General features: G+C 69.7%; 15 protein-coding genes. 11 read left to right on the top strand and 4 right to left on the bottom strand.

Annotated elements, in window-relative coordinates; genetic code table 11:
* Positions 1–129: 129 nt before the first annotated feature.
* On the top strand, positions 130–735 hold the full coding sequence (locus AC07N1_RS09395) for a phage tail protein (protein WP_494671556.1): 606 nt from the start codon (positions 130–132) through the stop codon (positions 733–735).
* A 109-nt stretch (positions 736–844) separates the two neighbouring features.
* Here the strand turns inward: AC07N1_RS09395 and AC07N1_RS09400 are convergent, their stop codons facing one another.
* On the bottom strand, positions 845–1,129 hold the full coding sequence (locus AC07N1_RS09400; protein ID WP_494671557.1) for a DUF6916 family protein: 285 nt from the start codon (positions 1,127–1,129) through the stop codon (positions 845–847).
* Between the two features lie 117 nt (positions 1,130–1,246).
* Between AC07N1_RS09400 and AC07N1_RS09405 the strand changes: the two genes are divergently transcribed.
* The gene (locus AC07N1_RS09405; RefSeq protein ID WP_494671558.1) at positions 1,247–1,783 is read left to right on the top strand and encodes a GNAT family N-acetyltransferase; all 537 of its coding nucleotides are present in this window, start codon (positions 1,247–1,249) and stop codon (positions 1,781–1,783) included.
* A 32-nt stretch (positions 1,784–1,815) separates the two neighbouring features.
* The gene (locus tag AC07N1_RS09410) at positions 1,816–2,643 is read left to right on the top strand and encodes a DUF4253 domain-containing protein (protein ID WP_494671559.1); all 828 of its coding nucleotides are present in this window, start codon (positions 1,816–1,818) and stop codon (positions 2,641–2,643) included.
* A gap of 3 nt (positions 2,644–2,646) precedes the next feature.
* Here AC07N1_RS09410 and divL read toward each other — a convergent pair whose 3' ends face one another.
* Positions 2,647–4,956 carry a cell cycle protein kinase DivL gene (gene divL, locus AC07N1_RS09415; RefSeq protein ID WP_494671560.1) on the bottom strand — a complete coding sequence of 770 codons (2,310 nt, stop codon included), beginning with the start codon at positions 4,954–4,956 and terminating at the stop codon, positions 2,647–2,649.
* Between the two features lie 140 nt (positions 4,957–5,096).
* Between divL and AC07N1_RS09420 the strand changes: the two genes are divergently transcribed.
* The 5 genes from AC07N1_RS09420 to AC07N1_RS09440 all read left to right on the top strand — a co-directional run bounded on the left by AC07N1_RS09420 (position 5,097) and on the right by AC07N1_RS09440 (position 7,835).
* Positions 5,097–5,510, top strand: coding sequence for a metallopeptidase family protein (locus AC07N1_RS09420; RefSeq protein WP_494671561.1), 414 nt, complete (start codon positions 5,097–5,099; stop codon positions 5,508–5,510).
* Entirely contained in the window at positions 5,507–5,932 is a 426-nt protein-coding gene (locus tag AC07N1_RS09425) for an SWIM zinc finger family protein (RefSeq protein WP_494671562.1), read from the top strand. The genes AC07N1_RS09420 and AC07N1_RS09425 overlap by 4 nt, the downstream gene beginning before the upstream one ends.
* Before the next feature lie 264 nt (positions 5,933–6,196).
* Entirely contained in the window at positions 6,197–6,388 is a 192-nt protein-coding gene (locus tag AC07N1_RS09430; protein ID WP_494671563.1) for a hypothetical protein, read from the top strand.
* Positions 6,389–6,421: 33 nt separating this feature from the next.
* Positions 6,422–7,315, top strand: coding sequence for a LysR substrate-binding domain-containing protein (locus AC07N1_RS09435; RefSeq protein ID WP_494671564.1), 894 nt, complete (start codon positions 6,422–6,424; stop codon positions 7,313–7,315).
* Positions 7,316–7,349: 34 nt separating this feature from the next.
* Positions 7,350–7,835, top strand: a complete 486-nt coding sequence (locus tag AC07N1_RS09440; RefSeq protein WP_494671565.1) for a tetratricopeptide repeat protein — start codon at positions 7,350–7,352, stop codon at positions 7,833–7,835.
* On the opposite strand, the gene AC07N1_RS09445 is transcribed toward AC07N1_RS09440, so the two are convergent.
* Positions 7,832–8,548, bottom strand: a complete 717-nt coding sequence (locus AC07N1_RS09445) for an SIR2 family NAD-dependent protein deacylase (RefSeq protein WP_494671566.1) — start codon at positions 8,546–8,548, stop codon at positions 7,832–7,834. The two genes, AC07N1_RS09440 and AC07N1_RS09445, sit on opposite strands and share 4 nt — an antisense overlap.
* Positions 8,549–8,706: 158 nt before the next feature.
* Between AC07N1_RS09445 and AC07N1_RS09450 the strand changes: the two genes are divergently transcribed.
* The 3 genes from AC07N1_RS09450 to AC07N1_RS09460 all read left to right on the top strand — a co-directional run bounded on the left by AC07N1_RS09450 (position 8,707) and on the right by AC07N1_RS09460 (position 11,387).
* The gene (locus tag AC07N1_RS09450; RefSeq protein ID WP_494671567.1) at positions 8,707–9,831 is read left to right on the top strand and encodes a ferritin-like domain-containing protein; all 1,125 of its coding nucleotides are present in this window, start codon (positions 8,707–8,709) and stop codon (positions 9,829–9,831) included.
* Positions 9,832–10,297: 466 nt separating this feature from the next.
* Complete coding sequence (locus AC07N1_RS09455) at positions 10,298–10,831, top strand: lipocalin family protein (RefSeq protein ID WP_487292382.1); 534 nt, start codon at positions 10,298–10,300, stop codon at positions 10,829–10,831.
* Between the two features lies 1 nt (position 10,832).
* Positions 10,833–11,387: a lipocalin family protein gene (locus AC07N1_RS09460; protein ID WP_494671568.1), complete on the top strand. Its 555-nt coding sequence runs from the start codon at positions 10,833–10,835 to the stop codon at positions 11,385–11,387.
* Between the two features lie 13 nt (positions 11,388–11,400).
* On the opposite strand, the gene AC07N1_RS09465 is transcribed toward AC07N1_RS09460, so the two are convergent.
* Positions 11,401–12,084 (bottom strand): hypothetical protein, encoded by a 684-nt coding sequence (locus tag AC07N1_RS09465; RefSeq protein ID WP_494671569.1) that lies wholly within the window; start codon positions 12,082–12,084, stop codon positions 11,401–11,403.
* Between the last annotated feature and the right edge of the window lie 22 nt (positions 12,085–12,106).

The following is a 12,106-nucleotide window of genomic DNA, read 5'->3' on the forward strand; positions in this document are numbered from 1 at the left end:
TTCGTGAAAAGACGGACCGGTCGGCGGGAGACGCGATGCACGTGAAACGAGCGTCTTGCGCGCTGAGGACGTCGCTGTATAGCTTAGCAACTCAAACTTGTGGGAGGGCCTGACGCCATGGACTTCTATATGGCTATGATCGTTCAGTTCGCGGGTAATTTCGCCCCGCGCAACTTTATGTACACCAATGGGCAGCTGATCGCGATCGCCCAGAACACCGCGCTTTTCTCGCTGCTGGGCACGACCTTCGGCGGCAACGGCACCACGACCTTCGGCCTGCCGGACCTGCGCGGCCGCGTGCCGGTCGGCCCGGGCCAAGGCCCCGGCCTGCCGCCCTACGTCCAGGGTGAAATGGCTGGTTCGCCGACCACCACCCTCAGCATCCTCAACATGCCGATGCACAACCACACGGCCACCTTCACGCCGACCGGTACGCCGACCCTGAACGTGACCGCCCTCAGCGGCGTCACCAACGGTCAGCAGATCGTCAACCCGACCGCCAACTCGCATCTCTGCAACGCCTACGATGCGACCAACCTGGCCGAATCCGGGATCTACGCCCCCGCCAGCGCGACCGGCACGGCCGTGAACCTGGCCGGCGGCAGCGTGTCGGGCATCACCGGCAGCGTCACCGTCGGCGTCGCCGGCGGCAGCCAGCCGTTCGACAGCATGCAGCCCTATCTGGGCCTGCAGTCGCTCATCTGCGTCGCGGGCATCTTCCCGTCGCGCAACTGATCGATCGTTCCTGAAGACAGCGACGCCGGCCCGCGGGAAACCACGGGCCGGCGTTTCTATTCCAGTCTGTTGCATCGCCGGGCCGGCCCCCGCTGGCCCGGCGAAGGCGTCAGGAGAAGACGGCCTGGTAGATGCGCCGCCCCTCGTGCGGCTTCAGCTGGGTGATCACGATCGTATGCGGACCGCCCTTGCCGCAGTCGAACTCATAGGCCGCGTCGAGCAGCTGGATGTTCATCGGCGACTCGAAGAACAGCGAGAAGGGCTCGCGGATGTCGTTGGGGTAGCCCGGACGAACGATCCCCGAAAGGACGACCTCGACCGGCTGCGGCACGGTGGAGACGCGGACCGCCTTTCCCACCCAGGGCTCGAAATCTTCCGGCTTCAGCAGCAGCATGGCTCCCCCTTCTCTCGTTCGTCTGTCGTTTCCTCGGGGCGCCGCGCGTCGGCGAACCTTCACGCGCGGAGCGCAACCTATGGATCGATTTAGACCATTCACCCGCGAGTCGTCGCGATGAAATCGCCGTCGCCCGACGCCATGCCCGACCTGCCGGCTGCTCTGCTGGCCCAGGGCCTCGCCCTTCGTCCGGTCACGGACGGGGACGCGCCGCTGCTGGCCCGCTGGCACGCCGACTTCCGCGCCGCGAGCTTCCCCGGCTGGGACCCGGCGCAGCTGGCCCCGCTGCTGGCCGACCAGTTCCGCCTTCAGCAGCTGCACTACGCCCGGGCCTATCCCGACGCCGATCACTGGCTGGCGTCGCGGGACGGAACGCCGGTCGGACAGGTCCACCTCGACCGCACGCGGCCGGCCTGGCGGCTGGTCGACCTGCTGGTGGCCCCGGAGGCGCGCGGCGCGGGCCTGGGCGCGGCCCTGATGGCCTGGCTGCAGGACGCCGCCGTCGCGGCGGGCGCCGCCTCGATCACCCTGGACGTGGCCTTCGACAACGCCCCCGCCCAGGCCCTCTATCGCAAGGCCGGCTTCGTCGAGGAGCCGTCCGAGATCGAGATCGCCGTCGCCATGCGCTGGCGTCCCGCCCCTCCCCCGGCTTGACACCTCGCGGCGCGCGGCCCCGTCATGCGGCGATGTTCGGACTGTTCAAGAAGACCAGGCCCGCCCGGCCGCTGCGCCTCGTGTCGTTCGCCGACGAGAAGCCCGCCACCTTCTCGGCGGTGCTGTGCGACGGCGTGACCGCCCACGGCCTGCCGTCGTTCGTGGCGCTGCTCGACCTGCACGCCCGCCTGCAACGGGACCATCCGCGGGCGCGGGTGCTGGCCTCGCTCGATGACCTGCACCAGGCGATGTACACCTGCGGCCATGGGGTGGATGTCCATGACCTCGACGCCATCGAGGGCCACGACCTGTCGGCCCTGCCGCCCGAAGCCTTCGCCGACGGCGCGCACCGGGGCTATCTGAGCCTGACGGCCGAGTTCCCCATCCGCCTGGCCAACCTGCGGGACCGCGCCCGGGACGTGACCTTCGACCAGGCCGTCGGCCTGCTGGACTGCGAGACGGCGGGCGACGCCAACGACCTGGTGACGATCAACGCCGATCCCGAGACGCCGCTGCGGATCGCCCAGGAAAAGACGGTGCTGTTCCAGTTCGTCCCCGTCGCCTCGGCGGCCGAGGCGCTGGCGGCCCTGCCCAACGGCTATTTCGGCGGCGACCTCACGCCGATGCAGAACCTCGCCGTGGCCCGGCGGCTGCAGGCCGAATACGGCCTTGCGCTGTTCGGGGTGGGCTCGCGCTTCCTGGGTTTCCGGCGGGAGAAGCCGCTGGACGGCGAGACCGCCGCCGCACTGGCCCGCGACCTGGCCGCCTTCTACGCCAAGACCCCGCCTGGAAAAGCCGGCGCGCTGGCGCGACTGCTGACGGGCCGCGACTGGCTGCTGCTGCGCTACACCGAGAGCTGAAGGCTAGAAGCCGAACTCCGGCTGGGCCGCGCCCGGGTGCTGGGTCTCGGGCAGGTGACAGGTGAAGGTCGAGCCGGCGCCCGGCTCGCTCTCCAGGGCCACCCAGCCGCCGTGCAGCTCGACCAGCGCCTTGACCAAAGCGAGGCCCAGGCCCGGACCGCCGCGATCGCGGCCGACAAAGCGGTCGAAGATGTGGGCCTGGACGTGGAACGGCACGCCCCGGCCGGTGTCGGTCACGTGCAGCTTGACCTCGCCCAGCGCCCGCGTCGCCGAGATCGTCACCTTGCCGCCCGGCGGGGTCTGGCGCAGGGCGTTCTCGACCAGGTGGTCGACGGTCTGGTTCAGGCGCTTGGCGTCGCCGCGGATCAGGCCGACCTCTTCCTCGCAGATCACTTCCAGGGTGACGCCGCCGATCTCGGCGTCCTTGCCGCCGCGATCGAAGGCGCCCTGCAGCAGGTCGCCGACGCGGATGTCCTCGATCTCCAGCGCCATCTCGCCGGCGTCGATCTGGGCCATGTCGAGCACGTCATCGATCGAGCGGGCCAGCTGGGTGGCGGCGGCGCGCACGGCGGCGACATGGCCCTTGCCGCGCTCGTGCAGGCCCTCGGCCCGCTCGAGCAGTTCGGAATAGCCGATGATCGTCGTCAGCGGGGTGCGCAGCTCGTAGGAGACGTTGCCGACGAAGTCGCGCTTCAGCCGCTCGGCCTCGGCCAGCGCCGCCGAGCGATCCGCGAGCGCGCTTTCCAGGTGGCGGGTGTCGGTGACGTCGGCGAAGGCGATCAGGGTCGCGCCGTCGGGCAGCGGGCGGCTCTGGTAGACGACGATGCGGTTGTCCGAGGTGCGCACCTCGCCCGAGGTCGGCGCGCGCATCTGTGGGTCCGGATCGGCGACCCGGCCCTTCAGCTCGCGCCAGAACGACAGGTCATGCAGGCGGCGCACGCACAGCTCGACCACGCCCTCGAAGTCGCCGGCCGCCTGCAGAGCCAGGGGCGTGACGTTCCAGAAGGTCTCGAAGGCCTCGTTGTGCAGGCGCAGGCGACCGTCCGAGCCGAACACGGCGACGGCGTCGTTGAGCTTGTCGAGCGTGGCCTGCTGCACCTGGATCAGGGCGTTGTACTGGGCCTTCAGGCGCAGCTCGCCGGTGATGTCGGAATAGAGCAGCAGCATGCCGCCCAGCGGGTGGGGCTGGCGCACGACCTTGAGGGTGCGCCCGTCGGGCAGGTCCCACAGCTCGTCGGCCTGGGGACCCAGGTCCTCGTAGCGGGCCAGCTCGGCGGCCTTCCACTTGGCGTAGTCCACCGTCTCGGGCAGGCGACGGCGCTGGCGCAGGCGGTCGAGCACCTCGCCGTGGGTCGGCCGCTCGGCCAGCCAGGCGGGCTCCAGGCCCCAGAGGTCGGCGAAGGCGGTGTTGTGGAACGACAGGCGGCGGCTGGCGCTGAAGATCGCCACGCCGTCGGCGATGTGGTTCAGGGTCTCGTCGTGGGCGGCGACGTGGTTCTTCAGCGTCTCGCGGACGTCCTCGACCTCGGTGACGTCCGCGCTGAACACCCCGGCCCCGCCGCCTTCCAGCGGCTTGACGGTGAAGCGGAAGGCCCGGCGGCGGCCGTCGATCGGCGTCCAGCGCACGGTCTCGCGGCGCTCGCCTTTCGCGGCGGTCTCGACGGCCAGGGCGTCAACGGCGCGGTCAAAGGTCTTGCCGTCGCGGGCCGCCTGCTGGGCGCTCTCGACGCCGGCGGCGCGCAGATAGGCGGTATTGGCCCAGGTCGGGGCGCCGTCGGCGGCGGCGATCCAGGCCGGTTCGGACAGGCCGTCGACGAAGGCGGCGAAGCGGGCGGCGCTGGGCAGGCCCGCATCGCCGGTCTGGGCGGCCAGGCGCAGCCAGGCGAGCGCCCCGGCCGCGCGGCCCTCGACGATGACCCGGCCGCCAGGACCGCGGGCCTCGAAGGCGCAGGCCTCGCCGCGCTCGAACAGGGCCTTCAGGCGGGCGGCGTGATCGGGATCGCCGGCCGTCAGGGCCCGCACCACGGCGTCGGGATCGGCGGCCACGCCCAGCACCTGGGCGCAGGCGGCTAGGCTCTCCTCGCCGGAGACCAGGCGCGCGGCGCCGTCCTCGACCGCGACCAGGGCGTTGTCGAAGGCCTCGGACGAGGCCTGGGTGGCGAGCGAACCGCTCTCCAACTCTTGCAGGCGGCGCAGCATGGCGCCCATGCGGGCGTCGAAGGCGCGCCGCTGGGCCAGGGCCCACAGGGTGGCGCAGATCGCCAGGCAGACCGCGCCGGCCGCCGCGGCCAGGATCAGATCAAGCGATGTCATCCGGCGTGTCGCTAGGCCCCAACAAGGCGGAAAGGTCGAATCAGATTTGGCAGCTTAGACCGCGCGCGACGAGAGCGCGATCAGCCCTTCCTTGCGAAGCGCCCCCTTCCCCGCGCAGCGAATGACGCTATTTCAATCCCATGACCTGGACCGACCGTCTCGCCCCCTCGCTGGCCCCCTCGCTGGACGACTTCGCCGCCCTGGCCAAGGCCGCCTTCGACGCCCTGCCCGAGGACTTCCGCCGCCTGACAGGCGACGTCGTCTTCCGCATCGACGACTTCGCCACCGACGAGGTGCTCGATAGCCTGGGCATCGAGGATCCGTTCGAGCTGACCGGCCTCTACCAGGGCGTGGACCTGTCGCGCCGCTCGGTGCTGGACGCCAACACCGAGCCGTCGATGGTCTTCCTCTATCGCCGCCCGATCCTGGACGAATGGTGCGAACGCGGCGACGTCAGTCTGGGCGAACTGGTCGAGCACGTGCTGGTCCACGAGATCGGCCACCATTTCGGACTGTCGGACGACGACATCCACCGCATCGAGGATGAAGCATGAGCCTTTTCCCCGTTCCTCTGTTCGACGCCGATACCTGGCGCGAACGCATGGACGAGCGCTGGTTCGAAAGCGGCGTCGCCATCGCCGAGAAGGGCGACGTCGACCTGGTGGCGATCGAGGACGACGCGGTGACCGCCCACGTCACCGGCAGCGCCGGCGACCTCTATGTGGTCGAACTGCGCAGCCCGGCCGGCGAGGGCCGCTGCGACTGCCCTGGTTTCGAGAAGTTCGGCGCCTGCAAGCACCAGGCGGCCGTGGTGGTCGCCGCCAACGGCCTGGACGAGCCGGGCCTGCAAGCCGTGCGCGACCGCATGGCCCGCCTGCGCGACGGCCTGGCGCTGGACAGCCGCGAGGCGCTGGTCGAGCGGCTGATCGACCTGGCCCGGCGCGATCCGAAGGTGCTGGCCGCCCTGGAGGCCTGATCGCGATAGCCAAAAGCAATCGATCAAGAGTTATGAGCAATACCAGAGGATAAAACGGCGATTATCGCCCGGTTTTGCTCAATGATCGGTGCGTAAAAGCACAATATCCCTCGTCACGAGAGTTTGCGATTGAATATCACGGATTCTGCGCAATACTTTCCGCAGATTCGTCGGAGGTTGATGCAACACCGCTGACGACTGGCCGCCCGGCGCACCACGACGTGGTCGCGTGGCGGTCAGCCGCGTTGCGAGAGATTGCGTCCCGTGTTCACCCCTCGCGCCAAGGTCGGCAAGCCGGAGAACAAGACCCTCGTGGTCCTGCTGTCGGTCTTGCAACTGACGGCCGTGGTGCTGGTATGGCTGGTCGCCCTGGTCCCCGCGGCGCTGGCGGCCCTGGCCGTCACGCTGTGGAAGGCCAGCCGGCCGGCGCGTCCGGGCAAGTTTCCGCCAGCCTGAACCTCTCTGCTTTTCCGAGTCCCCGTCCCGTCCATGGAACTGCGCCACGTCCGCTATTTCGTCGCCCTTGCGGAGGAGTTGAACTTCACGCGGGCGGCCGCGCGCCTGGGCATCGGCCAGCCGCCGCTGAGCCAGCAGATCCGCGACCTGGAGGCCGAGGTCGGCTATCCGCTGTTCCTACGCCGCCCGCACGGGGCCGAGCTGACCGAGGCCGGCCGGGTGTTCCTGATCGAGGCCCGCCAGATCCTCGAGCAGGCCGAGCGCGCCCTGCAGGCCGCCCGCAGAGCCGGCGGCGGCCATGTGGGGGCGCTGAGGGTGGGCTTCACCTCGTCGGCCAATTTCCACCCGGCGGTGACCGAGGCCTTCGCCGTCTTCCACTGGAAGTATCCGGACGCCAGCCTGATCGTCGAGGAAAGCCATTCGGCCCGCCTGGCCGAGCGGCTGCGGCGCTCGGAGCTGGACGCGGCCTTCGTGCGGCCCGGCAATGTCAGTCCCGAGGGGCTGGACCTGCTGGCCCTGGGCGAGGAGCCGCTGGTGCTGGCCCTGCCGGCCGGCCATCGCCTGGCGGCCCAGGCCCGCGTGCCGGTGGCGGCGCTGCGCGGCGAGCCGTTCGTGATCTTCTCGCAGGGGATCGGCCGCACCTTCCTGGGGCTGATCCGCGAGGCCTGCGCCGAGCACGGCTTCGAGCCGGCCATCGCCCAGGAGACGCCGCACATCGTGGCGATGATCAACCTGGTCGCCGCCGGCCTGGGCGTGGCCATGGCCCCGGGCTCGATCGCCCAGTTGGCGGTGCGCGGGGTGGTCTATCGCCCGCTCGACGGCGCGACGCCGCACGTGCCCCTGGCGCTGGCCACCCGGGCCGGCGACGCCTCGCCCCTGGTGCGCAACTTCCTGGAACTGATCCCGCAACCAGCGGCGAAGGACTAGGCCGCGCCGCCGCGCCTGTGCCATAGCTTGGGTGATGATCGAGACCGAAGCCCTGTTGCATATCGCCTGCGAAGCCGAGCAGGCCGGCGACTACGCCCGCGCCCGAGAAGGCTACGCCCGCTGCGCCGACCTGGGCGACATCACCGGCCTGACCAACCTGGCCTACATGCACGACACCGGCCTGGGCGCCCCGCCCGACAAGGACGAGGCCATGCGCCTCTACCAGCGGGCCTGGCGGCAGGCCAAGTGCACGGTGGCGGCCAACAACATCGCCATCCTCTATCGCGAGCGCGGCGACCACCGCGCCATGGTCCGCTGGTTCGCGCGCGGCGCGGCGGCGGGCGACGACTCCGCCTGCCTGCAAATGGCCAAGTGCTACCTGGAAGGCATCGGCGTGCGGCGCTCGGTCGAGGCGGCCGTGCGGTGCCTGGCCAAGGTGCTGTCGTCCGACAGCGTCTGCGAGGACGACGCCGACGAAGCCGAGGCGCTGATGGAGCAGTTCCGGCCGCGCCTGGCTTAGGCCAGCACGCTCTCGACCCAGCGCGGCACGACCTCGCCGGCTGGCCCGTAGAGGCGCTCGTCGAAGGCGCGGGCGTTGTCGGAGGGCTCCAGATTGATCTCGCAGGTGCGGATCCCCATCCGCCGCGCCTCGCCGACGAAGCCGGCCGCCGGATAGACCGAGCCCGAGGTGCCGATGGCGACGAAGAGGTCGGCCTCCTCAAGGGCGTCGAAGATCTCGTTCATGAACAGCGGCGTCTCGCCGAACCAGACGACATGCGGCCGCGCCATGCCCACTTCACCACAGGCGTCGCATACCGCCGCCGCGTCGAGCGGGCCGGCGTCGGGCCGCGTCGCCTCGCAGGCGTGACAGCGGGTGACGGCCAGTTCGCCGTGCATGTGGACGACGTCGGTCGAGCCGGCCTTCTCGTGCAGGTCGTCGACGTTCTGGGTGCACAGAAAGAGCCGCCCGCCCCGCGCCGCCAGCTCGCTCTGAAGTCGCGCCAAGGCGAAGTGGGCGGGGTTGGGCGCCGCCCCGGCCAGGTTCACGCGACGGGCGTTGTAGAAGGCCCGCACCTTGGCCGGATCGCGGGCGAAGCCCTGCGGCGTCGCCACTTCCGAGAGGTCGTACTGGGTCCACACCCCGCCCTCGTCGCGGAAGGTGCCCAGACCGCTCTCGGCGGAAACCCCGGCTCCGGTAAGCACGAAGACGTTCAAGCCCCCAGACGGTTTCATGGCGACGTTTCTCTTTCTGCTTCAAGCGACTGCGACAAAGGTGACGCCATCGTCATTTTTAATTTGACCGTACCGGAAGTTTGAGTGGACAGTGTTCACTCGGATAGAGGTCCGCGCCAGACGGACCCTTTTTCGAGCCCACAGGAGAGGAGCCGACCGTGACGGACAAGAACATCACCAAGGACGCCATGTACGACGCCGTGGCGCCCGACGACTTCGAGTCCATGCTCGAGCTCGAGCGGTACAACAACCGCTCGACCGCTTTCGACAAGATCATCTCGGCCACTCACGACCACTTCTGGGACCCGCTCGACAAGGCCTATATCGATTTCGACGAGCCGTTCGACATGGAGAACCAGCCGCTGGTTCCCGAGGAACTCGTCATCGCCCTGTCGACCGACTACGTCTCCAATCACCTGTCGGATCCCAAGCAGCGCACCCGCTTCATCAACCAGTCGGTGCTGCGCAGCTTCTCGTCGATCCTGCACGGCGAGCAGGGCGCGCTGAACCTGTCGGCCAGCCTGTGCCACGTGCTGAAGGACCAGGGCGCGCAGGAATACGCCGCCAACCAGACCCGCGAAGAGGCGCGCCACGTCACCGCCTTCGCCAAGTACATCAAGGCCCGCTGGGGCAAGCCGGTCGAGTGCGGCCCGGCGCTGAAGACCCTGCTGGTCGAGATCATCGCCGCGCCGGAGGTCTACAAGAAGATCATCGGCATGCAGATGCTGGTCGAGGGCCTGGCCATGGGCGCCTTCGCCACCTTCTTCAAGGAAATCCACGATCCGCTCGGCAAGAAGCTCTTGCAGCTGGTGATGACCGACGAGGCCTTCCACCACAAGTTCGGGAAGATCTGGGCCGACCGCACGGTGCCCAAGCTGACGCCGGAAGAGCACGCCATCATCGAGGACTGGGCGGCGCACTGCTTCCAGACCCTGCTGTTCAACCTCGTCTCGCCGCACCAGCAGCTGGATCTCTACCGCGAGTTCGGCCTGGATCCCGACAAGGTAGTCGAGGAGTACGGGAAGATCATGACCGACGACCTGCGTCGGGAGAACATGAAGGAGCAGACCAACATCTTCCGGGTGCTGGTGAAGACCCTGCTCAACGCCGGCATCATCACCGACCGCACCAAGGCCTTCTACGCCATGTACGTCGACCTCGACGAACTGCGGGCCGAGGGCGACCGCATGGTCGGCGACGACATCGCCGAGGAAGGCATCCGCCACCTGCAGGCCATCAACTTCAAGGACCGCGTCGTCCCGGTGACCATCGCGGCGGAGTAAGCGCCGGCATAGGCTCCCTCTCTCTTCGAGAGAGGGAGGGGCCCACGCCGCAGGCGTGGGAGGGTGAGAGGTTTCACCGCCGGCCGGCAAACCTCCGCCCCTTTTCTGCTTTCCTCGTCATCCCGGCCGAAGCGACGCGTAGAGCCGGGACCCAGGGGCCTCCGCAGTGCGCTGGCGACCTTGAGGGCGGTGAACACGACCGCCGAGCCCAGTCCCCTGGGTCCCGGATAAGCCCTTCGGGCTTTCCGGGATGACGATGTTGGGGACAAAGTCGGACAGTCTGTAACCTCTCACCCTCCCATGGCTTCGCCATGGGCCCCTCCCTCTCTCAAAGAGAGAGGGTTTTGCGTGGGGGAACACCCCCACGCCGCCTTGCGTTTGCTTCCGTTCGAGGGATGACTTGAGCAGGGCGAAAAGCCCGCCTCCCCTGGCAAGCAGCAAGGGGGCGAGCAGCAAGGGTGTCGGAATGCGAGCAGGCCTGATCACCATCGCGGCGGTCGTCACCGCCCTTACCACCATGGGCCCGATGCTGGCCTTCGCCGGCGCGCAGCCGCCGTCCAAGCCGGTGGCGGCGGGCTTCTATACGGGCAAGTGGTACGAGATCGCCCGCACCCCCAATTCGGGCCAGCGCAACTGCGAGGCCCCGACCACCGAGTTCACGGCCAGGACCGCCGACAGCTTCTCGGTGCGCCAAGTCTGTCGCCGCGACAGCGCCGGCGGCAAGGCCCGCACCTTCAACACCACGGGCAAGATCGTCGCCGGCAGCGAGAACGCCAAGTTCTCGATGAGCTTCCTGGGCGGCATGAAGAAGCAGGAATACTGGGTGCTCGACCGGGCCGACGACGAGTCCTGGGCGATCATGGCCACGCCCGGCGGCAACTTCGTCTGGCTGCTGTCGCGCAAGCCGGTGATGGACGAGGCGGCCAAGGAGGCGGCCCTGGCCCGGGTCAAGGCGCTGGGCTACGCCAAGCTGGTCTTCCCGCAGCAGCCGGAAGCCTGAGGTGAAGCGCGCCCACCTGGCCCTGGCCGGCGCCGCCCTGCTGGTTCTCGGCGCCGTCGCCGCCTGCGCGGCCGGCGGCCCCAGCGGCAATCCCAGCCCGCCGCAGCCGGCCAAGAGCGTCGAGCTCAAGCGCTACCTCGGCCTGTGGTACGAGGCCGCCCGCTACGACTTCCGCTTCGAGAAGGGCTGCGACGGCGTCACCGCCGAATACGCCCTGCGCGCCGACGGCCTGGTCGAGGTGCGCAACACCTGCCGCCAGGGCGGGCCGGAAGGCGTCGAGAAGGTCAGCCTGGGCAAGGCCAAGATCGCCGACAAAGTGACCGGCGCGAAGCTGAAGGTGTCGTTCTTCGGTCCGTTCTTCGTCGGCGACTACTGGGTGCTGGACCACGCCGACGACTACAGCTGGTCGATCGTCGGCGAGGGCAGCGGCCGCTATCTGTGGCTGCTGACCCGCGACAAGCCGACCCCGGCCTTGACCCAGCAGCTGACCGACCGCGCCAAGGCCATGGGCTACGACGTCTCGCGCCTGCGGGTGACGAAGCACGCGCCGGGCTAGGCGCCCGCCCTCCCTAGGTCGGCGGATCGCTGCGGGTGCGGGCGTAGCGGGCGAACTTCGCCGAGGCCTGCGCGCCCGCCTCGGCGATCGCCTGGCGTTCCTCGGGCGGAACCTGCGCCAGCGTGCGGGCTTGGTTCCAGATCGGAGCGCCCCAGGCGCCGGCCTCCGAGCGCAGGGCGTAGGCCCAGACGCCCGGCCCGACCGGCGTCGCCCGCGCGTCGGGCCGGCGCAGGAAGCCGGCCACCAGGTACTGGCCGCTCGCCTTCACCCGCAAGTAATAGGCGTTGGGCGACCCGCCGGTGGGCGCGCGCTGGGGATCGATCGGCAGGCTTCCGTCGCCGCCGAGCACCGCGCGCAGCTCCCGTCCAAGATCGACCGCGCCGGCGGCGGGGTCCTCCCTGCCCAGCGGATTGCCCTGGCTCATCAGGGCCTGCTCGGCCTTGGGCGCCCCGATGATCACCGTATAGTCCCCGTGCTCGGCCTGCCGGGCCCGGTCGGCGAAGGGCGGCTTGCCGGTGCGGGCGCGATAGGCTTCGACCAGCTCGGCGATCTCGTGCACGTCGGCCCTGCGCTTGGCGTCGGCGTCGGTCTGGAAGGCGTCCTCGACGGACGCGGCCTTGGCCTTCAGCACCGCCACGCCGCCGACGCCGGCCACGGCCAGCGCGACCGCCGACAGGATCCAGGTTCTTCTCTTCAAGACGATCTCCCCTCGCCCGCCG

The sequence above is a fragment of the Caulobacter sp. GW821-FHT09B11 genome, assembly GCF_059418205.1.

Bases quoted from the DNA above. Each gene is read 5' to 3' on its own strand.
- AC07N1_RS09395 (WP_494671556.1), top strand. From the start codon at position 130: ATGGCTATGATCGTTCAGTTCGCGGGTAATTTCGCCCCGCGCAACTTT.
- AC07N1_RS09425 (WP_494671562.1), top strand. From the start codon at position 5,507: ATGAGCCTTTTCCCCGTTCCTCTGTTCGACGCCGATACCTGGCGCGAA.
- AC07N1_RS09455 (WP_487292382.1), top strand. From the start codon at position 10,298: ATGCGAGCAGGCCTGATCACCATCGCGGCGGTCGTCACCGCCCTTACC.
- AC07N1_RS09445 (WP_494671566.1), bottom strand. From the start codon at position 8,548: ATGAAACCGTCTGGGGGCTTGAACGTCTTCGTGCTTACCGGAGCCGGG.
- AC07N1_RS09420 (WP_494671561.1), top strand. From the start codon at position 5,097: ATGACCTGGACCGACCGTCTCGCCCCCTCGCTGGCCCCCTCGCTGGAC.
- AC07N1_RS09435 (WP_494671564.1), top strand. From the start codon at position 6,422: ATGGAACTGCGCCACGTCCGCTATTTCGTCGCCCTTGCGGAGGAGTTG.
- AC07N1_RS09400 (WP_494671557.1), bottom strand. From the start codon at position 1,129: ATGCTGCTGCTGAAGCCGGAAGATTTCGAGCCCTGGGTGGGAAAGGCG.
- AC07N1_RS09410 (WP_494671559.1), top strand. From the start codon at position 1,816: ATGTTCGGACTGTTCAAGAAGACCAGGCCCGCCCGGCCGCTGCGCCTC.
- AC07N1_RS09440 (WP_494671565.1), top strand. From the start codon at position 7,350: ATGATCGAGACCGAAGCCCTGTTGCATATCGCCTGCGAAGCCGAGCAG.
- AC07N1_RS09405 (WP_494671558.1), top strand. From the start codon at position 1,247: ATGAAATCGCCGTCGCCCGACGCCATGCCCGACCTGCCGGCTGCTCTG.
- divL (WP_494671560.1), bottom strand. From the start codon at position 4,956: ATGACATCGCTTGATCTGATCCTGGCCGCGGCGGCCGGCGCGGTCTGC.